Origin of the sequence: Fulvimonas yonginensis, from assembly GCF_037137055.1 — a bacterium.
In the GTDB taxonomy this organism is placed as follows: Bacteria; Pseudomonadota; Gammaproteobacteria; order Xanthomonadales; family Rhodanobacteraceae; genus Frateuria_A; species Frateuria_A yonginensis.
In genome coordinates this window covers 1-24,659 of sequence record NZ_JBBBNY010000012.1, presented here as the reverse complement: position 1 = coordinate 24,659, position 24,659 = coordinate 1, and the positions used below count along the sequence as shown (strand labels likewise).

Annotated in this window: 21 protein-coding genes and 1 pseudogene; 5 read left to right on the top strand and 17 right to left on the bottom strand. The window is 68.3% G+C overall.

Features of this window, described 5'->3' with window-relative positions:
- Positions 1–13: 13 nt before the first annotated feature.
- The 4 genes from WAT24_RS13790 to WAT24_RS13775 form a co-directional block, all read right to left on the bottom strand.
- Positions 14–565 carry a hypothetical protein gene (locus WAT24_RS13790; RefSeq protein WP_336808476.1) on the bottom strand — a complete coding sequence of 184 codons (552 nt, stop codon included), beginning with the start codon at positions 563–565 and terminating at the stop codon, positions 14–16.
- Between the two features lie 74 nt (positions 566–639).
- Entirely contained in the window at positions 640–1,494 is an 855-nt protein-coding gene (locus WAT24_RS13785; RefSeq protein ID WP_336808475.1) for a methyltransferase domain-containing protein, read from the bottom strand.
- 4 nt (positions 1,495–1,498) lie between these two features.
- On the bottom strand, positions 1,499–2,017 hold the full coding sequence (locus tag WAT24_RS13780) for a PH domain-containing protein (protein WP_336808474.1): 519 nt from the start codon (positions 2,015–2,017) through the stop codon (positions 1,499–1,501).
- Between the two features lie 118 nt (positions 2,018–2,135).
- On the bottom strand, positions 2,136–3,506 hold the full coding sequence (locus WAT24_RS13775) for an MFS transporter (RefSeq protein WP_336808473.1): 1,371 nt from the start codon (positions 3,504–3,506) through the stop codon (positions 2,136–2,138).
- Between the two features lie 550 nt (positions 3,507–4,056).
- On the opposite strand from WAT24_RS13775, the gene WAT24_RS13770 reads away from it, so the two are divergent.
- The gene (locus WAT24_RS13770) at positions 4,057–5,019 is read left to right on the top strand and encodes an ABC transporter ATP-binding protein (protein ID WP_336808472.1); all 963 of its coding nucleotides are present in this window, start codon (positions 4,057–4,059) and stop codon (positions 5,017–5,019) included.
- Entirely contained in the window at positions 5,019–5,780 is a 762-nt protein-coding gene (locus tag WAT24_RS13765; protein WP_336808471.1) for an ABC transporter permease, read from the top strand. The genes WAT24_RS13770 and WAT24_RS13765 overlap by 1 nt, the downstream gene beginning before the upstream one ends.
- On the opposite strand, the gene WAT24_RS13760 is transcribed toward WAT24_RS13765, so the two are convergent.
- From WAT24_RS13760 to WAT24_RS13750, 3 genes are all read right to left on the bottom strand, one after another.
- Positions 5,770–7,416: an ATP-binding cassette domain-containing protein gene (locus WAT24_RS13760; protein ID WP_336808469.1), complete on the bottom strand. Its 1,647-nt coding sequence runs from the start codon at positions 7,414–7,416 to the stop codon at positions 5,770–5,772. The genes WAT24_RS13765 and WAT24_RS13760 overlap by 11 nt on opposite strands.
- 10 nt (positions 7,417–7,426) lie before the next feature.
- A complete protein-coding gene (locus WAT24_RS13755) occupies positions 7,427–10,300 on the bottom strand; it encodes a type 2 lanthipeptide synthetase LanM family protein (protein ID WP_336808468.1) in 2,874 nt (957 codons plus the stop codon).
- A 71-nt stretch (positions 10,301–10,371) separates the two neighbouring features.
- On the bottom strand, positions 10,372–10,560 hold the full coding sequence (locus WAT24_RS13750) for a DUF6229 family protein (RefSeq protein WP_336808467.1): 189 nt from the start codon (positions 10,558–10,560) through the stop codon (positions 10,372–10,374).
- Between the two features lie 720 nt (positions 10,561–11,280).
- Here WAT24_RS13750 and WAT24_RS13745 point away from each other — a divergent pair.
- Positions 11,281–11,901: an SEC-C domain-containing protein gene (locus tag WAT24_RS13745; protein ID WP_336808466.1), complete on the top strand. Its 621-nt coding sequence runs from the start codon at positions 11,281–11,283 to the stop codon at positions 11,899–11,901.
- Positions 11,902–11,952: 51 nt separating this feature from the next.
- Here the strand turns inward: WAT24_RS13745 and WAT24_RS13740 are convergent, their stop codons facing one another.
- Positions 11,953–12,831, bottom strand: a complete 879-nt coding sequence (locus WAT24_RS13740; RefSeq protein WP_336808465.1) for an isocitrate lyase/PEP mutase family protein — start codon at positions 12,829–12,831, stop codon at positions 11,953–11,955.
- Between the two features lie 103 nt (positions 12,832–12,934).
- Here WAT24_RS13740 and WAT24_RS13735 point away from each other — a divergent pair, with 103 nt between their 5' ends.
- Entirely contained in the window at positions 12,935–13,654 is a 720-nt protein-coding gene (locus WAT24_RS13735) for a GNAT family N-acetyltransferase (RefSeq protein WP_336808464.1), read from the top strand.
- Positions 13,655–13,877: 223 nt separating this feature from the next.
- Here WAT24_RS13735 and WAT24_RS13730 read toward each other — a convergent pair whose 3' ends face one another.
- From WAT24_RS13730 to WAT24_RS16555, 7 genes and pseudogenes are all read right to left on the bottom strand, one after another.
- Positions 13,878–14,354 carry a hypothetical protein gene (locus WAT24_RS13730; RefSeq protein ID WP_336808463.1) on the bottom strand — a complete coding sequence of 159 codons (477 nt, stop codon included), beginning with the start codon at positions 14,352–14,354 and terminating at the stop codon, positions 13,878–13,880.
- 249 nt (positions 14,355–14,603) lie between these two features.
- A complete protein-coding gene (locus tag WAT24_RS13725) occupies positions 14,604–15,269 on the bottom strand; it encodes a CC0125/CC1285 family lipoprotein (protein ID WP_336808462.1) in 666 nt (221 codons plus the stop codon).
- Between the two features lie 194 nt (positions 15,270–15,463).
- Positions 15,464–15,877: a hypothetical protein gene (locus WAT24_RS13720; RefSeq protein WP_336808461.1), complete on the bottom strand. Its 414-nt coding sequence runs from the start codon at positions 15,875–15,877 to the stop codon at positions 15,464–15,466.
- 119 nt (positions 15,878–15,996) lie between these two features.
- The gene (locus tag WAT24_RS13715) at positions 15,997–17,805 is read right to left on the bottom strand and encodes an amidase (RefSeq protein WP_336808460.1); all 1,809 of its coding nucleotides are present in this window, start codon (positions 17,803–17,805) and stop codon (positions 15,997–15,999) included.
- Positions 17,806–18,120: 315 nt separating this feature from the next.
- The gene (locus WAT24_RS13710) at positions 18,121–19,272 is read right to left on the bottom strand and encodes a response regulator (RefSeq protein WP_336808459.1); all 1,152 of its coding nucleotides are present in this window, start codon (positions 19,270–19,272) and stop codon (positions 18,121–18,123) included.
- Complete coding sequence (locus WAT24_RS13705; protein WP_336808458.1) at positions 19,242–20,129, bottom strand: PAS domain-containing protein; 888 nt, start codon at positions 20,127–20,129, stop codon at positions 19,242–19,244. Before WAT24_RS13705 ends, WAT24_RS13710 begins: the two co-directional genes overlap by 31 nt.
- 103 nt (positions 20,130–20,232) lie before the next feature.
- Positions 20,233–20,532 (bottom strand): annotated as a pseudogene (locus WAT24_RS16555) (PAS domain-containing protein); the annotation flags it as partial.
- A gap of 476 nt (positions 20,533–21,008) precedes the next feature.
- Between WAT24_RS16555 and WAT24_RS13700 the strand changes: the two are divergent.
- The gene (locus WAT24_RS13700; protein WP_336808457.1) at positions 21,009–21,239 is read left to right on the top strand and encodes a hypothetical protein; all 231 of its coding nucleotides are present in this window, start codon (positions 21,009–21,011) and stop codon (positions 21,237–21,239) included.
- Positions 21,240–21,275: 36 nt separating this feature from the next.
- Here the strand turns inward: WAT24_RS13700 and WAT24_RS13695 are convergent, their stop codons facing one another.
- Positions 21,276–22,490, bottom strand: coding sequence for an MFS transporter (locus tag WAT24_RS13695; protein WP_336808456.1), 1,215 nt, complete (start codon positions 22,488–22,490; stop codon positions 21,276–21,278).
- Between the two features lie 161 nt (positions 22,491–22,651).
- Positions 22,652–24,169, bottom strand: a complete 1,518-nt coding sequence (locus WAT24_RS13690; protein ID WP_336808455.1) for a beta propeller repeat protein — start codon at positions 24,167–24,169, stop codon at positions 22,652–22,654.
- Positions 24,170–24,659 lie beyond the last annotated feature (490 nt).

Sequence of the window (24,659 nt, the reverse complement as noted above, 5' to 3'; positions counted from 1 at the left end):
CCGCACGGATCGTTCACCGGCACGCGGACAGGCGCGTGCAGGCCGGGCCGTGCGCGCTTTCCAGGGCCCACGCATCGCACATCCGTGCATCGGCATCGCCCTGGCGCTCGGCGACCACCGGGTCCGGCGGCAGGGGCGGCGGGCGCGGAGCACTGGCGTACGAGGAAAGCCCCTTGCCCGCCAGGCCGCCGGGGGCCACGCGAAGAACCAGTACGTAAGAGGCATCGACGCCCTCCGGGTCGAGGTCCACCCATACCCCGCCGAGGCGCTCGCCCCGCCACAGGGCGGGACCCGCCCGAGGCCCGCCGAGCAGGCCGTGCCGGCGAAGCGTGGTGAACAGGAAGCACCCGTTCACCGGCTCGCCACCCGGGGTGGTCCGTACCGCCCCGGCTGCGTCGCGCATCGGCATGGCGAGCAGCACCAGCGTGCCCTCCGCCCACGGCACCCCCGCGTTGCAGGAGCCCTCGCAGATCCGCAGCCGGTATCGGCCGGGCACGCTGGGCGGCGCCTGGGCAAGGGCTGCGGGTGCGACCAGCAGGGCGAGCAGGAGCAGGCGGGCGAACATGGCGCATCCCCGCGTACGTGGGCAGTCAGCGTACGAGGCGACCCCGCCCTCGCCCGTGAAGGCATGCCCCGGTCTCACGCAGCGGGCCCGGCGTGGAACAGCGCCACCCGGTCCGCCACGGGCGGCGCGTCGGTGCGCAGCCACGGCTCGTCGGCCAGCGCCAGGGTGCATGGGCCGAAGCTGCACAGCCGCAGGTTGCGGTGGGCAGCCTCGGCGCGCAGCGCGTCGAGCATCGCGCGCAGCACCGTGCCGCGGAACGGCGTGTAGAGGAAGAACACGGTGCCCGTCGACAGGTCGGCCGCGCGTGCGTCCTGCGCGAGGAAGTGCGCCCGATCCAGTCCCAGCGCGCGTGCCGCGCTCCGCGCGCTGGCGACGTAGGCGGGCGCGATCTCGATGCCGACCGCGCGCGCCGCGGTGCAGGCCGCAGCCAGCAGGGGAACGTGGCCCAGCCCGGCGCCGAGGTCGACCAGCACGTCGCCCGCGTGGAGGTTCAGGCGCAGGAGCATGTCCAGCACGTGGCGCGCCGGCGTCGGCTGGTAGAAGACCATCTCCGGCGGCAGGGCGGGCACCTCGCCCGGGTCGGGCGACCGCAGGACGCCGGCGACCAGTTCGTCCAGCGCGTCGTAGCCCTCGCCCCCGGGCGGCGCCTCGGTCTCCGCCCGCCAGTGCTCGAGCAGGCGGGGCCCGGCACCGGCGCGCACGGCGGCGCGCAGGCGCCGGTGCAGCGCCGCGTCCGCGCGGTCCAGCCGTCGCCACAGCGCCTGCACGTCGGCGGGAAGACCGGCGATCGCCTCGCCATCGGCCACCTCCGGCCAGCGCGCCTCGATGCCCGCGCGCAGCTCGGCGCGCGCCCGCCAGGCGCCGGGCGCGTCGAGCGTGCCGATGACCGGATCCGGCGCGAGCCTTGGCAAGTCCGCGGACAGCCGCACGCCGCTACATCTGCTCCATCGGCAGTACCCGCCGGCGGGCACGCTCCTGCAGCGAGCACTCGCGCAGGGTGTCGGCCAGCCCTTCCAGCCCGGGAATGCCGAACAGGTCGACCATCGGCATCTCCGGGTCGGAGGAGTGCAGCTGCACGCGGCACAGGCCGACCAGGCGCATGCCCAGCGGCTTGAGCACGTCGAAGTGGTCCACGCGGAACAGCTCGAGGTTGTCCTGCGACTTGGACAGCAGGCCGCGCTCGACGCGCACGCGCTGGGTGGTGATGGTGAAGGTGAGGCTCAGGCTGCGCAGCCAGTAGACCAGCAGGGCGAGGCCCAGCGTGCAGACGACGATCACGTACTGGCCGAAGGTGTAGAGCGCGCGGGGGTGGCCCGCGAACAGGGTCTTCTCGACACTCGCCTCGTGGGTCGCCACGTAGGCGTCGATGTCGGTGCCGCAGTAGCGGCATTTGCGTGCCGCGGCCTGGATCAGTTCGGCGCAGGCCGGGCAACGCTTCATTTCGTCGTTCATCACCCTCACCTCTGCTGGCGCAGGTCCGTTCCGGCGGCGATGGTAGCGCCGATCCGTGCGGGCCACGCGATGCGGCGGTGCGCCGCGTCGGATCGCGGACGGCCTTTCGACGCCGTGCTCAGCCCGAACGCCCGGCCGAGCGCCCGACGCCCCAATGGCCGAGCGCGGCCGCCGCCAGCAGCAGCACCATCGAGATGCCGGTCGATGCGTGCAGCCCGCCCACGATGCCCTGCGCACGGTTGCCCGCCAGGGCACCGAACAGCGCCACGCCCATGGCACCGGCCGCCTGGCGCGCGGCATTGAGCACCGCCGAGGCCACCCCGGACCACGCCTTGTCCACCGCGGACAGCACCGTGTGCGTCATCGCCGGCACGCCCAGGCCCATGCCCAGCGGCAGCAGCGCGAACGCAGGCAGCATCCGCCAGTACGAACTGCCGGCGTCGACCCACAGCAGCGGGATGAACGCCGCCGCGGCGACCAGCGCGCCCACGGTCATCGGCTGCCGCGCCCCGGCGCGGCCGACCCACCAGCCACTGACGATGTTGATGAGGAAGAAGGTCGCGGTCAGCGGCAGGTAGGCCAGGCCGGTCCGCACCGGGCTGTAGTGCAGCACGGTCTGCAGGTACAGGCTCAGCAGGAACACCAGCCCGTAGTAGGCCAGGTTGACCGCGATGCCGTAGCCCACCGCGCTGCTGAACCCCGGCAGGCGGAAGAAGTGCAGCGGCAGCATCGGGTGCGGGCTGCGCCGCTCGACGTGCAGGAAGCCGCCACCGGCCGCCAGCGCCAGGGCGAAGCCGCCGATCACCCAGGGACTGGACAGGCCGAGCGGACGCGCCTCGATCACGGCGCCGATCAGCGCCCCCAGCATGGCCACCGCGAGCACCTGCCCGGCCAGGTCGAAGCCGTCCGGCGCCGGCTTGCGGATGGTTTCCGGCAACGCCCAGGCCAGCGCGACGCCGACCGCACACACCGGCAGGTTGACCAGGAAGATGCTGCGCCAGCCGCCGAGGCCGAGCAGCAGCCCGCCCAGGATCGGCCCCGCGGCGATGGCGATGGCGCCCGCCGCCGTCCACCAGCCGATGGCACGCGCGCGGACCGCGGGCGCATGCGCGGTGGCATGGTTGAGCAGCGCCAGCGAACTGGGCAGCATCGTCGCCGCGCCCAGGCCCTGCAACGCGCGCCCGGCAACCAACCAGCCGATGCCCGGCGCCAGGCCGCAGGCCAGCGAAGCCAGTGCGAACAGCGCCATGCCGGCGAGAAACACCTTGCGCGCGCCGATCCGGTCGCCCAGGTAACCCATGCTGAGCAGCAGCGCGGCGAACACCAGCGCATAGCCGTCCACCACCCACTGCAGGCGATCGACGCCCGCCTGCAGCTGCGCGGCGATCCGTGGCAGCGCCACGTTCACGATGGTCACGTCCAGCTGCACCAGCGCGAAACCGAAGCTGGTGGCGGTGGTGACTCTTGCGATGCCGTGCGGGGAGTTCATCGGCGGCGGTCGAGGGGAGGACCCAGGTCAGCCGCGGCGGCAGGTGAACGCTTCGATGGGCATCGAAGGATGCCTTGCGGCCGATCGCCGTATCGCCGGCGGGCGCCCCCGTCCGACACCCTGCGGCCATGCGGTCCGTCCGCACCGATCGCCTGCCGTGGAATTTTCATGAAGCGGATCCTCGCGACCTCCAGGCCCGCGCGGCATCGACCACCACGCGCGGCAGCACCCTCACGGCAATGCTGCGGACATGCACCCGCAAGCAGACGGTGCCAAAAGGCCCGGCCATGATCCGGGCGAGGTGCGGGCCGACCCGGACCGGTTCAAGGGCAATGCCGGCACGGCCACGTGGGCGCGACCTTCGGCAGCGCAGCGTACGGACGTCAGGCCCGCCTGCACGGGTCGCATCCTGGGCGCCGTCGTCCGTACGCTGCACGGACGGGCGGTCCGCGCTAGCATGCGCCGGCAGTGCGGCCCGCATGCGGCCGCCTCCTTCACCCACAAGGAACGCCATGAGCCTGCATTGCGCAACTCGGCGGGGTGCCTGCCGATGACCCTCCTGCAGAACGAAGCGCCCGCGACGCGGGTGGCCGACCCGGTCATCGTGGTCAAGGGCCTGGACAAGACCTACGGCTCCGGCTTCCAGGCGCTCAAGCCGATCGACCTGACCATCCGCCGCGGCGAGATCTTCGCCCTGCTCGGCCCCAACGGTGCCGGCAAGACCACGCTGATCAGCATCATCTGCGGTATCGTCAATCCCGGCCACGGCACGATCACCGTGGACGGCCACGACGTGGTGCGCGAGTTCCGCGCCACGCGCTCGCGCATCGGCCTGGTGCCGCAGGAACTGACCACCGACGCCTTCGAGACGGTGTGGAACACGGTCAGCTTCAGCCGCGGCCTGTTCGGGCTGCCGCCCAAGCCCGCGCACGTGGAGCAGGTGCTGCGCGACCTGTCGCTGTGGGACAAGCGCCACAACAAGATCCTGACCCTTTCCGGAGGCATGAAGCGGCGCGTGATGATCGCCAAGGCGCTCGCGCACGAGCCGAAGGTGCTGTTCCTCGACGAGCCCACCGCCGGCGTCGACGTCGAACTGCGGCGCGACATGTGGAACCTGGTGCGGCGCCTGCGCGACGAGGGCGTCACCATCATCCTCACCACCCACTACATCGAGGAGGCCGAGGAGATGGCCGACCGCGTGGGCGTGATCAGCAAGGGCGAGCTGATCCTGGTGGAGGAGACCGCCACGCTCATGCACAAGCTCGGCAAGAAGGAGCTCACCCTGCAGTTGCACGACCCGCTGGCGGCGATCCCGCCCTCGCTCTCCCGCTACCCGCTGGCGCTATCCGCCGACGGTGCCGAGCTCACCTACACCTACGACACCCAGGCCGAACACACCGGCATCACCGCCTTGCTCGGCGACCTCGCCGCCGCGGGCATCCGCTTCCGCGACCTCAGCACGCGCCAGAACTCGCTGGAAGAAATCTTCGTCGACCTGGTGAGGAGCCGCTGATGAACTGGTATGCCATCGCCGCCATCTACAAGTTCGAGATGGCCCGCACGCGGCGCACGCTGATGCAGTCGATCGCCTCGCCGGTGCTCTCGACCTCGCTGTACTTCGTGGTATTCGGCTCGGCCATCGGCTCGCGCATCACCTCGGTCGAGGGCGTGAGCTACGGCGCCTTCATCATCCCGGGGCTGATCATGCTCTCGCTGCTGATGCAGAGCGTGTCCAACGCCTCGTTCGGCATCTACTTTCCCAAGTTCACCGGCACCATCTACGAGATCCACTCCGCGCCGGTGTCGTTCGTGGAGATCGTCGCCGGCTACGTCGGGGCGGCCGCGACCAAGTCGGTGATCGTCGGCGTGATCATCCTGGCCACGGCGCGCCTGTTCGTCGATTACCAGATCGCCCATCCGCTGCTGATGGTCGCGTTCCTGCTGCTGACCTCGATCACCTTCAGCCTGTTCGGCTTCATCATCGGGATCTGGGCGGACAACTTCGAGAAGCTGCAGGTGATCCCGCTGCTGGTGATCACCCCGCTCACATTCCTGGGCGGCAGCTTCTACTCCATCCACATGCTGCCGCCGTTCTGGCAGAAGGTGACCCTGCTCAATCCGGTGGTCTACCTGGTCAGCGGCTTCCGCTGGAGCTTCTACGACCTGGCCGACGTCGCCGTCGGCACCAGCCTGGCGGCGATCACGGGCTTCCTGGTCGCCTGTCTGGCGTCGGTCGGCTGGATCTTCCGCACCGGCTACAAGCTCAAGAGCTGAGCGCGGCGACCGCGTCGCGCGAGGGAGCGCGCACCACCCTCCCCGCATCGAGGGCGATCACCCGGTCCGCCATGTGGAAGTAGCGATCGTCGTGGCTGATCGCCACGACGGTCTTGCCGCCGGCCTTCAGCGCGGGCAGCAGGGTGCGGTAGAAGTGGTCGCGAAAGTGCACGTCCTGGTCGGCGGCCCACTCGTCGAAGAAGAAGATGTCGCGGTCCTCGGCGTAGCACTGGAGCAAGGCCAGTCGCTTGCGCTGGCCGGTGGACAGCGCCAGCCGGGACAGCTCGCCCTCGTGCGCCTCCACCTGGGCGTCCAGGTCGAGCACGCGCAGCAGTTGCTCGATCCGCTCGTCGGACAAGCGATTGCCCGCCGCGTCCAGCACGTGGGGGAACAGGAAGAAGTCGCCGAACACCCCGGTGAACCGCTCCCGGTACGAGCGCAGGTCCGTCTCGATGGGCGTGTCGTCGAGATAGATGGTTCCGGCGTGCGGCCTCAGCAGGGAGGTCAGCAGGAGCAGCAGCGTGGACTTGCCGCTGCCGTTGCCGCCCACGATGAAGATCGTCTCGCCGCGCGCGATCTCCAGATCGACAGGGCCCACCGTGGGCTTCGCCGCGGCGCTGCCCGGGTAGCTATAGCAGACGCCCTGCAGCCTGATCGTGCGCCACGACTCGAACGTCCGGCGCCGCGCCGCCCTGGGCACGTTGGCGTCCGCATCGACGTCGGCATCCAGCCCGACGCGCTCCAGGTGCCGCAGGCTTGCCGCCCCGACGGCCACCTGCCGCCCCGCGCTCACGATGAAGCTCACCGGCCCGCCCAGGAATACCGCACCGATCACGAAGCGGACGATGGTGTCCTGCCTCATCGCGAAGGCGGCGTATCCGAGATAGACGATCAGGAAGACCGAACCGTACATGACGGCCATCGACCAGGCCTCGTTGAGCCCCAGGCCCGCGTGGGCCCGCACCATGAGGCCACGCGCGCGGCCGATGGCGGGGAGCATCAGCTCGTCGGAGAACTGCCTGGCGCGCGCGGCATTGAGGCTCATCTCCTTCTTGCCTTCGCCGATGAACCGGAAGTACTCGAATACCTTCTCGTTGGCCTGGCGCAGTTCATCGAGTCTGTCCCGCATGACGCGCTCGAGCGCCAGCGAGGCTGCCAGGCTGGTGCCCAGGAACAGCAACAGCGTGCCGAGCAGCGCGATCGACACGGTCGCGAGGTAGCTTGCATACAGCACGGCGAGCAGCAGGTTGTAGGCAAGCAGGGGCGCCACCAGCGCGAGCGGCGCGATGGCTGCGACGTCCTCGATGAGCGAGCCGAACACCGCGTGCTTGCGGTCGGCCAGCTTCTCGTACTCCATGGCGACGAAGCGGCGCGAAAGCTCCGTCCGCAGCTGTGCTACCAGGCTCCCGCCCAGCCGCGCCAGCAGCAACTGGGACAGGGCGTTGGTGGCGAGCAGGCAGGCCAGCCACAGGATGCCCAGCAGCAGCGGGCGCGACGCCGGGCCATGCATGCCCGCCGAGGCCAGCCGGTTGATGTGCGACAACAGCGCCACCGTGGAGGCGGCGCTGGCGCAGGACAGCAGCGCCGCGCCGGCAAGTGTCCGGTAGTGCTGGCGCAGGAAGCGTCCGAGGATCATGGGCCGGCGGCTAGGCGGTCAGGAGCTCGGCTTCGAACGCCTGGCTCCTCGGGTACTCGTCCAGGCGGCACTCCATCAGCAGAGGTGAGGGAATACGGCAATCCGGATGCATGCGCAGGAGCTGGTGGATGGATCCGGAAATGCCACTCATGAACCCTGGCGTGAAGGCATCCCTCGCCAGGCCGCCGACAATGCCGTGCTCCTCGATGCTCGACAGGATCAAGGCGCTGTCGGGCAGGGCATCGGCCGGCCGCAGGTCGGGCGCGACCGCACTCGCGCGCATCATCAGCTCCCACATGCTCAGGTCGCCGTGGCACAGCGTGTGGCTGTAACCCCAGCCGCCGCGCCGTGCCGCCTGCACGGCGCGGCGCAAGGTGCCCAGGTGGCGCTCGTCGCCGGTGCGCGTGTAGAGATCGCAGGCAGCCAGGCCGATGCCCACGCTGCCGTGGCACCAGGTGTTGGGGAAGTCGCGGCTCTCCGGCTTGCGCACGTCGACCCAGTTGCCGAACTCGGGGCGATAGAGCGAGTCCTCGAACTCGAACGCCCGCTCGCCCAAGGCCAGCCAGCGGGCGCGGTCGGCGGGGCTGCCCGCCGCGCTCATTGCCAGGCGGGTCAACGCCCAGCCGATGCCGGTAGCGCCGTGGGCGAATCCGCCGATCGGTTCGTCGAACACCGAGGCGGGCCAGCGCGCACCGCGTGCATCGACGATCGCAGCCCGTTCCAGCCGTCGGCCCGCCTCCACTGCCAGGTCCAACCAGCGCGCGTCGCCCGTCACCTCGGCGAGCTGGAGCACGGGCACGATCGCACCGGCCACGCCTTCCAGGATGTCGAGGACGCGCTCCTCGTCGAGATTCCAACGCGCCAGCACATGCCCCTGCCGCAGCGCCATGGCGAGATGATCGGCCTGTGGCTGGAGCGCATGCAGCGTCAGCCAGGCAAGGATCTGCGCGCCCAGTCCGATGAAGCCGCCCACCGCCTCGGCTGGGCGTGCCTCTTCCGTACGACGCCAGACCCCGAGCACGCCGCGCAGCGCCTCCTCCACACCCTCCACCGGGTCGGCGCGGCCCTGCCGCATTTCATGCAGGTAGCCGGCCAAAGCGATCGCGATGCCGCTCAAACCCACGTAGAGGTTGGCCTGCAGGCTGCGCATGGCCCAGCCGCCACGCCCCAGGATGGGGCTGATCCAGGTCATCGTGCCGTCGCTCCCCCGCACGGAGAGCTGCAGCAGCTCTCGCAGCGTCAACGCTGCCATCGCGCGCCGGCGGCGGTCCAGGTTGGCCGCGCTGGGGTGTCGCGGCTTGAGGTCGTAAGGCGAGCGCTTGTCGTCGTTAAGGCGCGCGTTGAGGTGGGCGGTGACCAGCGCACCGCGGATCGTGAGTTCCTCCAGATCCGGCCGCATCGCGCGCCACGCCTGGAACACCTCGTCGAGCTGCTTTTGGTCGAGGGTATTGGCGAACACGGGGATGTCGCCGTAGCGCATGTCGTCGATCTCGGCAGCGATCGCCGCCGGCTCCGTCGGTGCGACCAGGGATACGGCCGAATTCTTCTCCAACAGGTCGCGCGCCCGCTCGATTGCGGCCACCTCGTCGTGCAGCGAGGCCGGATGCCACAGCATGCGCATGATCTCGACATAGATCTGCGTGGCGCGGCGGATGCGCCGGATGCGGCAGCCGAGAAACACTTGGAGCCGCGGCGCGAGCACTCCCTCGCGATCCATCGCCGCAAAGCGCTCGGTGAGCTCCAGGAACCCCCCCACGATGTCGGACCAGAACCGCGAGATGTTCGGGTTTTCGCACGGGTGGTTCCTTGCCGTGCCGATATCGACACTGACCAGGCCGAAGCGCGCCTCGGCGGTGCCGTGCTGCAGGATCTCGGGCACGCGGATCTTCGGCTGCTCGCCCGGCAGCGCGCCGATGGCGGAGATGTCGACGCCGTCCAGGCCCAGTACCGGCGCGCGGAACGGCACCAGCCCGGTGCGCAGCACCGACGAACGGATCATCGCCTCGGCCAGGTCCACCGCCTGCCCCAGCCCGGAGGGCCTGGCGGGCGGGTCGGGAACGAACAGGCTTTCCACATCCACCACGTACGGCACCGGCCCCGAGGCGATCAGGTTCTCGTGGTGGATGTCGGTGCCGCCGAGCAGGCGCATCACCGCGAGCCAGTGCCCGATGTTGCGGTAGAAGAGCTTCAGCTCGCCCTCGTCCGCGCAATAGCGGTGGTCGGCGAACGCGGTCCAGCCATATGCGCCGCGGTCCAGCACCGCGGGTACGCGGATGGCATGCTCCACGCCCGGGAAGAGATGCCCGAGGAATGCCTGCAGCGCCGCATCGATGCGCAGCGAGCGTGGCTTGTACATGACCTTGCCGCCATCGAAGTCGAGTTGCGCCACCGTCTGGCCGCCATCATGCACGTCGCCCTCGCCCAGACTGACGGCGCGCAGGGCGCCGGCGGGCCGCCCGCCCATCAATCCACGAAGCGCGTCGCGATCGCAGGCGATGCGCCCGGCCAACCGGACGACGGCGTCGCCCTGTTGCGCCAGCGCTCGCCCGAGCCGGGCCTCCAGCACGGGGTAACGCCGCCGTAGCCCGTCCCTGAAGGCCTCGCACGTGGCCAGATCGAGGAACTGGGCGAACTTGTCCTTTTCGTCCGCCGCGGTGAGCTGCCCGGCCAGCTTGGCCGCGTGCAGCTCGAGCAGGAGGACCCGGTTGAGTTTGCGCTGCGCGCTTTCGCGCAACGCGCGGATCGCCTCCTCGACGAGGACGGAGCGCTCGTCGGCACCCAGGCCCGGCAGCGACAGAAGCCTGTCGGTCACGGACCGCCTGGCGTCCAGGGTCAGGACGTCGATGATGGTGAGGAACGTATCGTTCGACGGCTCGTCGTTCATGCTCGATACCCGGCAATGAGGGGGTGAGCTCGTCCGCAGCCGTGGCGCGCCACGGCTGCGGCGAAGTCAGATCAACAGCAGAGCACCGGACGCGAAGCCGTGCAGGAGCTGCAGTTGGTCAGCAGCGCGATGTCGGTGTTCGTCACGGCGGCGATCGTCACCTCGTGACCTTCGGTGTAGAGCGGGCCGGCCGGATTGGCGTAGCCGTTGACGCTGTCGGAACCCTTCAACCAGCCTGCCACGATGTTTTCGGTTTCCATGTGCGTACTCCTTGGGTGAGTGGATTGCGCTCATGACACACGTGCGTCACCGCAGTGAGCGCAACTGCGGTGATGCGTCGCGACGCAAGACGGTTCCACACGAGCGGGGCGCCCGTGGATGAAGGAAGCGGGGAATGGGGCGCAGGGTCGAGCGGGACGGCCCGGACGAGGTCCTCTCCCTGCCATGCATGCTTCATCACGCGATGCCCCCTGCATGCGTATGGCCACCTGCCGTGGCCTGTCCCTGAAGCGCCCTGCGGGCGTCCTTGAATCCGCGGCTAGTCAACCATCCGCCGCGGTGAAGGAGTCGTGAGGCGAGCCCCGGCAAAATGAGAGCTGACGCACAAGACGAACACATGGGCAAGAACACCTGGCCGGAGCCGCGCGTCGAGAACCCGACCGGTACCGCAGCGCTACGCGGCTCGGAGGCCCGACCACGGGCGGGCCCGGCTTCCCTTCCGCTGCGCATGGCCAGGCGCGGCCCTGCTTAGATGCCCTCTTCGCAAAGGCCGCGGCATCCTCTGCGGTCGCCGCGTGATCGATGCCGCACGACGGCGGGCGACACGTTGGCTCCGACCCGTGGTCGCGACGTCGCCATGGCGGCATCGGGACGACCACACGCAACGACCCACCGACGGGCTGCATCCGGCAGCCCCGCACGCCCGCATTTCCGTCCGGCCCCATGCGCTCGGACGGCGGGCGACACCGAGCGAGGAGGCGATGTACACGACGACGACACCTGCCCGGATCGGCCCGGCCGTGCGCCGGTTGATCGACACCGTCACGCCGGGTGGCCAGGCGCGCTACCTGCGCGTCCGGCCCGAACCCGGCGCGACGGTCAACGAGTGCTTTTCCAACGTGCGCGCCAAGCGTGCTCGCGACGGCGGCCGCATGCTTTGCGGCTGGCAGCTCTGGGAGTGGCCACGCGTGATGGTGGAAGCCGAGTTCCATGCCGTCTGGCTGTCACCCGAGGGCGAGATGGTGGAGATCACCCCCAAGCCGCACGGCGAAACCCAGGTGCTGTTCGTACCGGACGAGCGCCGCCGTCACGATGGCACCGTGGTCGACAACGTGCGCATGGCGCTGCACGAAGACCAGCTCATCGAGCATTTCATCCGCGTCAGTGGGGCCATCGTGCAGGTCGCGGCGCACAGCGGGTGCGCCACACGACACGGCCGGGTCTGGGTGCCCGAGGAACAGATCGCCCCCTGGCGGCAGGTGCAGCGCTTCCTCGGGCGTTCGATCCATGCCGGCCTGCGCGAGGACGACCCCTGCCCCTGCGGCAGCGGATCGCACTACCGGCGATGCCACGGTCGGGAGCTCGAGGAGGCGCTGGCCTGAGCGTGGCGGGACCCGCGCTCGCGCCCTGCGATCAAGGCACGGCCTTCCGCCTCAACCGGCCACCGCGCAGCAATCCGCCGCGTACCCGCGCAAGGCCTCCATGACGCGCAGGTACGGCGCCGGCCCATGGCTGATGCGTGCCACCCCGAGCTGGGCCAGCCGGGCAGCGGACGGCAGCATCGGCATCACCATCACGTTCACGGGGAGCGCCACGCCTGCGCACAGTTCCGCGATGAGCTCTTCGGCCACCAGGCCGGGTACGAAGAAGCCACTCGCACCCGCCTCGGCGTAGGCGGCGGCCCGCTCGATGGCTGCAGGCAGCAGGCCGGCGTGTTCCGCCGCCGGCGACTGCAGGAACAGGTCGGTGCGGGCATTGACGAACAGCGGCAGGCCGGCAGCGTCGGCGCGCGCCCGGATCGCGCGAAGGCGCGCCTGTTGCTGCGCGATCGCGTGGAGACCGCCTGCCGCAGCGCGGTCCTCGAAGTTGATGCCCGCCACGCCGATGTCGAGCAGCCCGCCAAGGTGCTCGGCCACGCGCTCGGGCTCGGTGGCGTAACCGCTCTCGAAGTCCACGGTCAGCGGAAGCCTCGTGGCCATCGCGATGCGCTCGTACACCTGCAGGGCGACATCCAGCGGCAGCTTCTCGCCATCGGCGTAACCCTGCGCGGCGGCGACCGACCAACTGCTGGTCGCGATGGCGCTCGCACCGGCATCGGCGACGGCGCGCGCACTGCCCGCGTCCCAGGCATTGCACAGCACCAGCGGCCTGCCGCGTACGTGGAGCGCGGCAAATTGTTCGGCTTTCTCTCGTGCACTCATGAGGACTCCTTGGGGGATCGGATCCACCGCCCAGGTGGCAGCCTCGGCCTCTCGGCTGCACGCACCTGCCTGTGACGGCGGCGATCCTTTGCGATGGGTGGGGGCGAGCATGATCGGGCGGCGCGACAAGCGCTGCAATGACCTGGCAGGTCATGCCGCGATCGCGGCCACTGGCGGGGCGTCCTGCCCCCTCGCCTGGTCGGACGGAGGGCCCATGTCCCGCCGGACCGGGCGATCGACCGACGGCGCCGAAGCGCACCTTCGGCCTGCCCTCGCTTTTCCGCAGGAAAGCGGGCGAGGCGCCCGAATTGCCCCCGGAAAGCCCGTTTGCGCGTATGCAATGCAGCGCCTTCCCTGCACGACGGATGCGTCCCGACATGTCCTGGTTCGACCATCCACTGATCCTCAGGGGCCGCTGGCCGAACCGTGGCCGCTCGAGGAAGACGCACTGCCCGAGTTGTTCGAGGTCGCCCGCGATCCCGGCCTCTGGCGGCTGACCTCCGTGGATTATTCCGATCCCGCGCTCTTCTACCCCAGTTTCGAAACCGCCCTGCACGAGCGACGCCTGGGCAAGACCTACCCGTTCGTGGTGCGCCTTGCCGGCAGCGGCCGGATCGTCGGCACCACCCGCCTTCTGGACATTCAACCCAACGCCAGGAAGCTCGAGATCGGCGTGACCTGGCTCGCGCGCGAGTGCTGGGGCCAGGGCATCAACGCCGGATGCAAGCAGCTGCTGCTCGCCTACTGCTTCGAAAAGCTGGCCGCCAACCGCGTCCAGTTCCGGGCCAAGGCCGACAACGGACGCTCACGCCGCGCCCTGGAAAAGATCGGTGCGGTCTTCGAAGGTGTCCTGCGGCAGGACACGATCGAGCCCAACGGCTCCCCAGGGACACGGCCTTCTACAGCATCCTGCGCGAGGAATGGCCTTCGGTGAACGCCCGCCTGAGTGACCTGCTCGGCATGCCACCGACACCGCAGGGCCCGCACCGTCCTCAATGACAACAATGTCGGTCGAAAGCGGCGGCGACCTGCCGGTCGCCCCCGCCATTTCACACCAGGCAAAGACGCTCCGGCCCGGTGCCGGCGCACGCCTGGTCACGTCCGGATGGCATGCCAGGGCCCGTATAGCGGCAGACCGGGCCCGCATCCCTGCGGGTTCAGATTCCGTCGTCCGCCGGAAGGGTGAGCTCCGCGCGCTGCTGGGCGTCGGCGGTGTTCCACCGGCGCAGGTAGTCGAGCTTCTTGGCACGGATGTCCGCCTCGTGCTCGCTGTACCACTGTTCCGCTGCCGGCGTTACCGTGACCCAGTCGGTCTTGGCCATCCACTGGCGGAAATCGCTCGATTGCGTGCCGTACTTCGCGTCGGGCCGGTTATGGATGGGCAGCAGCGAGAAGCGCGCCTTCCACACGCCCAGGCGCGGGCTCACCAACGTGTAGTAGGTCTTCCCGGCGTCCAGATGAGCCACCATGAAGTCGGCATTTTCCGCCACCACCATGAACAAGTGATCGCCGGGATCGGCCTGGTAGGCGATCTTCGTCTTGGTCGAGACGATGCCGATGAACTTGTCCTTGTCACCGGTGTCGTACACCGACGACTGGATGGCGCCGCCCAGCGAGGAGGGGCGCATGAACACGACCAAGGCCTTGCCCGGTGCCGGCTTCGGCTCCGCCCCCCCGCCTTCGTCATCAGCGACGACTGGCACCCCGCCAGCCCTGCAAGCAGCAGCAGCCCTACGCTCCATCGAATCAAACGCATTTCTGTTTCCCCTCGGTTCCACTACCAAAAATGCGGCCGCTTCGAGCGACCGCTCCCTGTCGCACGATGCGGACCTCATGCGACGAATCTTGCGCAGGTGTTCGCTCCTGGTCGTCAGCCTGCTGCGTCAAATGCCCCATGGCGCGTCCCGCAGGGGCGGCGGAGGTGACGGTGGCGCTAGCGGCGCGTACGGCAAAGGCGCCTGCGTTCGGGGCTTGATCGGATGGCTGAAAAGGTAGGCATCGAACTTGACGATCGCGTGCCCAGGGCCGACCACATAGGCGGCCTCGCGCAGAAGCGCTTTACGTGAGGGAACGGGCACCTTGCCACTGGTCTGCACGTAGCGGGTCAGCTGGTCGATCACGACCGAGGCCTTGAGGAAGGGCCTGTCCTCGGGGAGATGATCGTTGTACATCGCGACGACACCCGCCGCATGCCAGGTGGACACGGTGCCACCCGGGATGTAGATGAATCCACCCGCGACCGGGATGGCGCTGGCGCCATCGCGATCGGTCAGGACCATCGGTTGCAGCCGTGCGCGCCCATCCTGGTCGAAGCTGCTGTTGGTCGGCCGGGCATCCGGGCTGACCGTGAAGTAGGTGTAGCCGCGCGACGCGGTCAACTGGGCGCAACGGAAGATCCAGAAGTACCAGACCCGGTCGCTGGATGCGTAGCCGTTGCCATCGAAGCGCACGTCATAGTGCGTATCGTCGATCCGACGCTCGCTGTAGCCGCCGGTGATGCCGCGCTTGCCGTATCCCGTGGCACACCCTTGCAGCGCGCACGCGACCACGACGAGCAGCCGTCCTCACCATCCTTGGCATGGCATCTCCCCTGATTGCCAATCCTTTCCGGACGGCTTGTAGCCCGCCACCCGGTCCCCCTGCGCAACTTTGCACTGCACTGCGTCTCAATTCAAGAACGCGGAGCCACTCGCCGGCTGGCACGTCCCCCGGACGGTCGGGTCCTCTGCGTCAAACGTGGAAACTATTCTTTCGACGGTGCGCGCCCGATGTAGTCGACCCGGCGAAAGCGCAGGGCGGACCAGTCGTCGTCGATCGCGACCTGGCGCACGCTGTCGAAACCCTTGGCGCGGATGACGTCCCAGCCCGTGTCGCGGTTGAACTCGCAGCGGTAGCGCCTGGAAGCCTTCTTGGGGTAGGCGAACCACAGCACCGCATCGCCCTCGGCCTTGTCCGCGAGCAGCGCAGACAGGGCATCGAGCTCGCTCTGCGTGGTCACGAAGGCCAGCGCGAAACTGATCGTGGCGGGCCTGGCCGGATCGCGCACGACGGCCACGCCGGTCAGCGCCTGCAGTTCCGACTCGAACGTCGGTGGCGCATCGACCACGACGATCTCTGTCTGGTTCTTCAGGTTGAGCTTGGCGAAGATGGGTGGCACGCGCGACTCCTGTAGGCTTGAGCTCACTACGCTAGCTCATATCGCTTCCGTGGCCGGAGCCGTGCCGCCTGGCGCCCTGCTGTTGCGGCAGCTGCCGCGCCCTCCCTGGTGCGACTCGGTCAGAACCCTGGCGGCCGCTCCCGCGCCACCCCGGCCTTCGCCTCCAGCGCGCGGCCGACACGGCCCAGCGTGCCCTCCTCGAACAGCCGGCCGATCAGCGTGACGCCGTAGGGCACGCGGTGCGGCCTGGGCAGCATCGGGCGCGGGTGTGCCGGGTTGGGCGCCCAGTCGCTGCGCACCTGGCTCACCTCGACGAAGCCGGTGCGCAAGGTGAGCGAGGGATGGCCGGTCATGTTGGAGATCACCAGCATCTCGTCGCGCAGCGAGGGCACCAGCAGCAGGTCGACCTCGCCCATCACGCGTGCCATTTCGGTCGCCACCTTGCGGCGCAGGCGATCGGCCTGCACGAAATCCACCGCGGAGAGGAAGCGTGATTCACGGAACAGGTTCGGCCAGGCATCCGGGGTCTGCTCGCGCATCCGGTCGGCGGCGCCGGAAAGCGTGAGTTCCTCGAACGCCGCGGCCGATTCTGCGAACAGCAGCAGGTTGAGGTCGTCGTAGGGCCAATCCGGCAGCGACACGGCAGTCGGCACCAGGCCGAGCGCGCGCAGCTGCTCGAGCGCGGCGCGGTCCAGCTCGGTGGCCGGCGCCTCCTTCATCCAGCCGGGGAAGTAGCCGACTTTCAGGCCCTTGATCGGGGCCGCGGCCTCGTAGTCCAGGTGTGCCGGCACGCTGGCGGTGTCGCCGGCGTCCGGAGCGCTGATGGCGCGCAGTACCAGCAGGGTGTCCTCCACCGAGCGGGCGATCGGCCCCAGCTTGTCCATCGTCCAGCACAGCGTCATCGCGCCGGTGCGCGGCACGCGGCCGTAGGTCGGGCGCAGGCCGGTGGTGCCGCAACGCATGCACGGGCTGATGATGCTGCCCTGCGTCTCGCTGCCCATCGCGAACGCGACCAGGCCGGCGGCGGTGGCCGCGGCCGGACCGGCACTGGAGCCGGAGGCGCCTTCCTGCAGCAGCCACGGGTTCATGGTCTGCCCGCCGAACCAGATGTCGTTGAGCGCCAGTGCGCCCAGGCTCAGCTTGGCGACCAGCACTGCGCCGGCCTGGTCGAGCATGCGCACCACCGCCGCGTCGTCCTTGGGCACACGGTGGCGGAACGGCTCGGCGCCGTAGGTGGTGGCGATGCCGGCGGTGTCGAGCAGGTCCTTGGCGCCCCACGGGATGCCGTGCAGCGGGCCGCGGTAACGGCCGGCGGCGATCTCCTTGTCGGCCTGCGCCGCCTGCGCCAGCGCGTGCTCTTCGCACAGCGTGATCACGCAGCGCAGTTGCGGGTCGTAGCGCTTGATGCGGTCGAGGTAGATCTTGGTCAGCCGCGTCGACGTGAGCTTGCGCGTGCGGATCCAGGCGCCGAGCTGCGCCACGGACGCGAAGGCGATGTCCTCGTCCCTGGCCGGCAGCGGCGCGAGCGGCAGCTTGGCCGGCACGAAGCGGTCGTGCGCGGGGCCGACGTGCGTGCGCCCCATCGCTGGGAACCAGGTGGTGGCCGGCGCCAGCCCTTCTTCCAGCGTCACCTTGCGTGGCCCGGTGCGGCGTTCCAGCAGCGCGGCCATGGAGGTGGGCCAGTTGGCCACGGCCATCTGCCGCTGCGCCTCGGTCATGGTCACCTGCACCAGCTTCTCGGCCTCGGCGAAGGTGGCCGTGGTCAGCTTCGGCCCCACCGGCGGCGCGGTGTTGAAGGCCCCCGGCGAGCCGGGCGGCGGCGTGCTCTGGGCCGGCGCTGCCCCGGTCTGCGCCACCGCGCGGCCGGCCACCACCGCACCCAGCACGCCGAGCGGCGCCTGGGTCAGGAAATCGCGACGCGTCTTCATGGTCTTCCCCCAACGGGCCGCACCGGCAAGCTCCTGACGGCACGGCGGCAGACATGGGCCGGCCGCGTATCCGTGTCGGCCACGGCTCCGATGGGTCGGAGCATCACGCACTTTGGCGAAGCGCCAGCGCGGAGGCAACCGCGCGTGCGTCGGCGCAGAGGCAGCGTGCCACTGGCGGCGCCCATGTATCCCGTGGAGCTGTTCGCTCTACGGCCAGCCGTCGCGTCGCCGTTGCCGTTTCTGCGGCCATGTCCGCGAAGGGGTATCGCATGGCCGATACCAAGCCTCAGGCTTCTGCCTGAAACCTCGGTGGCGCTATTCAGCCGTGCGCGCGCGGGCAGCCGCCGTGTGCAAGGGAATGACCTTGCCCTGATTCAGCAGGGCAGACAGGGCGTCGGCAAGCTCGATCTGCTTGAACGGTTTGGCCAGGCGGGGCCATCCGCCAGCCTCCTGGTCGGTAAGGGCGGCATAACCCGTGATCATCAGGATCGGCAGGCCAGGCCGAAGCAGGCGCATCTGGCGGGCCAGTTCGGCGCCAGTCATTCCCGGCATGGCGTAGTCGGTCACGAGAACATCAAAGGCGACGCCACTTTTCGCCTGTTGCAGGGCTACGTATCCGGCCGGGGCCTCTCTGACCGTATATCCCGCATCGGCCAGCATCTCCGCGGTGCCGGCACGCACCAGTTCCTCGTCGTCGACCAGCAGCACGATGGCCGATCCCCGGGGCCTTGGCGCGGCGACGTGGATGGCCGCGTCCATATCCGACACGCGCTGCTTCGAGGTGGGCAGCCACAAGGTGGCGGTGGTGCCGCAACCAGGGGCACTCTCCAACGTGAAGTCCCCTCCCGACTGGACGGCCAGGCCATGGACCGACGAGAGGCCCAGGCCCGTCCCCCGCCCGATCCCCTTCGTCGTGAAAAACGGCTCGACCGCGCGCTTGACGGTCGTTTCATCCATCCCGACTCCGGTATCCGTCACCGCTATCTTGAGGTAGCGGCCGTTGGGCAGCTTGGGGTGCCCATGCAGCCCCTCGCTCGATGCGATGATCGCCAGCTCGCCGCCCTGGGGCATGGCATCGCGCGCATTGATCGCCAGGTTGAGCAACGCCAGCTCCAACTGGTTGGGATCGACCATCGCCGCCGGCAGACCGCCCGGGCATTGAACAAACAAGCGGATTTGGGGGCCGATGGAACGCGCGACCAGATCGCCCATCCCTTCCAGGAGGTGGCCCACGTCCACCGCCCGGGGCGCCAGATGCTGGCGCCGCGAGAAGGCCAGGAGGCGTTGGATCAACACCCGCGCCCGCTCGGCCGCCTGCAGGCCACCGGCGGTCAACCGCCTGGCGCGCTCGTCGCCCTGCAATCGGTGCGAGAGCATGTCCAGCGCGCCCACGATGGGAGTGAGGAGGTTGTTGAAGTCGTGTGCAACACCGCCCGTCAGCTGCCCGAGCGTTTCCAGCTTCTGCATTCGTGCACCTGGGCAAGGGCGGCCTGGCGCTCCTCGACCGCCTTGGCCACTCGCTCCTCCAGCTCGGCCGTCAGTTGCTTGAGCGCCTCCTCACCGCGCCGGCGCTCGGTCACATCGCTGGCGGTACCGAACCATTCCACGATGTGGCCCGCGTCATCAAAGATGGGCACCGCTCGCGAGTGAGTCCAACCATACGTGCCGTCGGCCAATCGGACCCGATGCTCCAGCTCATACATGTGCCTTTTGGCCGACGCCTCCCTGACGGCCTGCATCACGAGCCGCTGATCATCCGGATGCACGTATGCATCCAGCCAGGCCTCACTGGGTTCGTTGGTGTCCGCCAGGAAGCCCATGCCTTCCAGTTGCCGCAATTGCGTCCAATCGGGGTTCATGCGGTACACCGCATACGTGCCGGCGGTCATCAGGGCCCGGAAGCGCTGCTCGCTCTTGCGCAGTGCCGTTTCGGTCTCGGCCTGTTCGGCCGCCGACCAGATGCGGCCGGCGACGTCCTCCAAGAGGGCGACATCCTCGGGCAGCCAGTGATGCGCACCACCGGATTGCACGTACAACACGGCGACCCAGTGGCCGTCACGCACGATGGGTACCCAGGCGAAAGCATCCCTGGGTGGGCGCTCGTCCCCAAGCGGCCCGGTGGCGCCATCCATCTCTCTGGAAACGACACTCAGGCCTTGGCGCAGCCGGATGAGATCGCCGGTGCCCAGATCCTTCGCCGCCAAGGGTGCCTCGCCAGGCGCCAGCCCGCTGGTATAGCCGGCCTGCCACGCCAGCCTGGTGCCCAGGGTCACTTCGCCGTAGTCCACGCGGCTGGCGTGCAGGTAGCCACCCAACGCCTCCACTGCCGCCTCCTTGATGGCCTAGGGTATCCGCCAGGCCCGCCAGGAGACGCTCGAGCCGCACCAGGAAACTCTTACGCCGCTCCGCCAGCACCAGGTCGGTCGCTTCGGCCACCGCGCAGAACAAGCCGGCCACCTGGCCGCTTTCGTCGCGTAGCGGCGAATAGGCGAACGTGAACCACGTGGCCTCCGGGTAGCCCTTGCGGTTCATCAGCAGCGGCAGGTTTTCCCGGTAGATCGATTGGCCTGCCAGCGTGGCCTCGATGAGCGGAGCAATGTCCGGCCAGATTTCCGACCAGATGTCGAAGAAGGGGGCACCGAGCGCCCGTGGGTGTTTGGCGCCGAGAATTTCCGCGTACGAATCGTTGTAGAGGTAGCAGAGCTGCGGCCCCCAGGCGACGAACATGGGGAACTTCGAGCCCAGCAGCAGACCGACGACGGAACGAAGGGATTGCGGCCAACCCGCTGGTGGTCCCAAGGGGGACTCCGACCAATCGTGGGCGCGCATCAGGGCGCCTATGTTCCCGCCGCCCGCGAGGAAGGTTTCTTCGGGGAGCACAGCCTCAGGTTTCGTCATATACCCCTTGTCTCATAGCCCCATCGCGTCAGGCAACGCGCGGTGTGGAAGTCGGACACGGAGCAGACGCTACCAGCCCGAATGTGGAAACGTCGTCACGGAGGCTTCACGTCCGCGCATCAGATGCTTCATGTTCTCCCCCTCAGAAAGCGGGATGGCCCAGGCTGATTTCCGAGGGGCGGGCATTGTCCCTTGCACCTTTACTCCTCCACTGTTCGTCGCACCCCGTTTCAGCCCATTGCCGCGCTTGCTGTCGCCAGAGCGCGGCGCGACCATGAATGCACCGAACAGCATGGGGCGACGACATGAGCACCCACAGATGCGACCGGTACACCGAGCTGGGCCCGTACATCGCGTGGCTCTGCAAGGTCAATGATGGCGAGTACAACATCGTCGTCCAGATCGCAGAGCACCCGCCGGAATGCGCCGACCAGCCCTTCGAGACCGAAGAACAGGCCCTGCGGGCGGCTGACGTGTTCGCTCATCAGCTGCAGCAGTCGACGCACGGCGCTGCCTCCGGTCACGCCAGTCATTAGGCGTTCTTGCCAACGAGGGGATTGCCTCGCCTCCCCTTATTTCTGGGAATGCAGCTCAAGCGAGCTGGCGCCCGTGTTCACCAGCGGCACGAAGTTGTCGTCCGGCGTCACTTCGCGCTTGCGGTGGGTGAAGCGATGGAACGCATAGGCGGCAAGCGTTCCATCGAGGATGGCAAACCAGACGAACAGCAATTTGGGCCCGAGCAGGCTCATGAGCGACCCGGCCAGCAAGGGTCCGAGCGCCGAGCCGACGCCGTTGACCAGCAACACCGTACTCGACGCGGACATCAGCTCGTCGCGATGCACGTAGTCGACCAGGTGCGCCACGGCGATCGGATACAAGGTCAGGCTCATGCCGCCGAAGGCGAAGATCACCGCCATCGCCGCGCCACCGCCGGGATCGATCAGCAGCAGGTTGGTCAGCGCGGCCAGCCCGGCCACCGCACTGATCAGCGACAGCGCGAGGCGCCGATCGATGCGATCGGAAAACCGGCCCAGCGGCCATTGCAACACCACGCCCCCCGCCACGCCCACGCTCACGTAGGTGCCGATGCCCCCGGCGCTCAGACCACGCGCCGCGGCATACACAGGCAACAGCCCCCAGAACGCACCCATCGCCAGGCCGGAAAGGAGTGCGCTGACCAGCGCGGTTGGCGCCAGCCGGAACAGGTGCCCGATCCGGACCCGCGGCACCGAGCGCATCTGGGGCTGCGGCTGACGGCTCGTCACCACGGGCAGGCTGGCGGCGCACACGAGGATCGCCACCACGCAGAACAGCACGAAGCCGTCACCGCGGATGCGCAGGAACTGCTGGGCGGCAGCGGTCGCGCCAAGGTTCACCATCATGTAGATGGCGAAGATCGAGCTTCGATGCGCCGGATCGGCCGCGGCGTTCAACCAGCTCTCGATGATCGCGTACAGGCCCACCAGCAACAGCCCCTGCAGCAGGCGCAGCACCAGCCACACGCCGTACGCCGGCACGAGCGCCTGCACCAGCACCACCAGGGTCACCAGTGCCGTACAGAATGCGAATGCGCGAATGTGGCCGATGCGGTGGGTGAGCCGCGGCACCGTATAGGTGCCGACCAGGAAGCCGGTGTAGTACCCCGACGTCAGCAAGCCGATCATCGCCACCGAGAAATCCAGCGCCCGTCCCTCCAGCGCGATGTGCGAGTGGAGCAGGCCGACGCCCATCAGCAGGAACAAGGTGCTCAGCAGCAGCGACGTGGAGGTGCGAAGGCTGGTCAGCATGGGGGCGCAAACGAGGCAATCGGAGAAGCAGCCTACTGCCCCGGCCTGCCGCGCTTCGTGACGAACGAGCACCCGTCGCCCGAAGAGGCGACACGGGTCTTATCGCCCCGGGTAGCTTGCGGTAAGTGAACCTGCCCCCGTTAGCTGTGCCCTGACACATCCTAATAGGCTGCCGACTCGATTCGCCACTTGCCCGCATCCTGGCCTAGGACTGCACCGCCGCGCGCAATGCAAAACGCGGGCTGGCCGTTCGCGTCATCAATCATGTGTTCGCATTCCTCGGGTGGCTGGGTAAGCAAGGACCACTCATCGGCTCCCGGCTGATACCGCAGCAACATAACGGTGACGGAGAAAGCGTTCGGCCGCACTCGCACAGCCAAGCCGTGGGTGGGATCGGAAAATTTCATATCGTCGATCACCAGCGGGGGAGCCTTGTACTGTTTCCAGGACGCGCCCTTGTCGGTGGAAAGGTAGAGCTTTGAAAAGATGCCCTTCGCATGGAACACAGTCAGCAGATCGCCGTTGGGACTGACATTGAAGCCATCCACGTCAGTGGGCGTGGGGACCTTGTTCCATTGCATGGATTCCAGATCGAGGCGGTAAAGATCGGGATCCGCGTTGACGTAATACGCGTCTTGCGTCAGCTGCCCACGAATGTGGAATCCCCACCGCGCGAATGCCTGGTGAATCCGCGCGAACGTGCCGAACGCGTCTCCAACGCTCGCGTACACGTTGACGGCCTTGCTGGCTCCGAACGTGGTGGCGAGCCAGCGCTTGCCGCTCCAGCTGATATCGATCACCGGCTCCTCGCTAGCCAGCGTGGCTGCCGCGCTCCAGGTCTTTCCTCCATCCGCGCTTGCACGGATCCACCCGTTGTCATACCCGGCCACGAGCAGGTCATCCCGACGCGCAAGCGCCGTAACGGTGGCGAGCACACCCGAATCGATCGATGTCCAGGACGCATCGGGATGCCGAACCCGGATCTGGCCAAGGTCGGCTCCGTATAACAAGTCGCCCTTAGCGTCTGTCAGTGCGGTCTGTGTTGTCGGGGGAACGGACGCCTTAGCCAGATCGAAAAAGGCCTGACTGGATTTCGCCCCTGCCAGTTGCTGGCGCAGCGGCGCGCGATTCACCTTCCTCTGGTACGCCATCATCAGGTCGGCGATGAGGCCAAGTCCGGTGGAGGGCTGTGGTCGCTGGATGGCGTGTGGTGGCGCCGTAGGCCGCCATTCGATAGGAGCATCGTGAAGATGTGAGGCGAATTCGGCCTGGACCGCTTGTAGGGAGCTATCGCCTACGGTCGGACGGATCGGAAGCACAACGAACTTGTAATCACCGATCGCCATCGGCACTAGCGCACCGAGGTCCGTGATCCGTCCGGCTTCGACATGGAAAGACGTGTAGTCGCCGAACGCCAGGCCATCCCAACGATCCAATTTGTAGTCGCCTGGAGGCAGCCAGCTCTCCACGACGTGTGAACCGCCCTCATAGACGACGTCCAAAGGGTATGTCGCGGAACCGCTCACTGCTCGCACCGAAATAGAGTCGGTGGCGTTCTCGCCGGGCAGGCTCGCGTAAACAAGGCCGGTGCCTGCGGCCGGGCCGAGCCGCGTCGGCACTGTCGTAGCGCATCCGGCAAGGCCCAGCAGGCACGCGACCAACGGTAGATATCCCTTCATTTTTTTCCCCTGTATCTAAAAACGGCAAACATGGTCAGGTTCGGTTCTCGGCTCTCGTAAGAAGAACATGACTCGATAGCTAGCTGTTATCTGCAGACCCGCTCCCTTGGTCCATGGCGGCAGACCCAGGCATATCGAGCCCTCGGGAGCTTATACAGACAAAGGAGCCAGATGCATTTACGGGAATCAATTAAATGAAACTGCCCCTCTTTCTGCTTCTAGCGCTGTGAATGTCGGGCTTCCGTTCCATGTAAGCCTTAGTTGGAAGCGTCTGACGGGAAGAGGCTCCGACCCCGCTAGCCACTGATCCTGTTAGCTAGCATCTCGGGAAGGCGAACCTGACCCCATTAGGTGGTTGTTATCGCACGGCTCCCCGCACCGCCGTGACGAGGGTAATCCCCCCGCTTTCAGCGGACGCCAAAAGTGGAGCTATGCGGCAAGCGCCAATTTCTGCATCGGCGTGATGCCACCGAGTGCCATATTCGGGCGC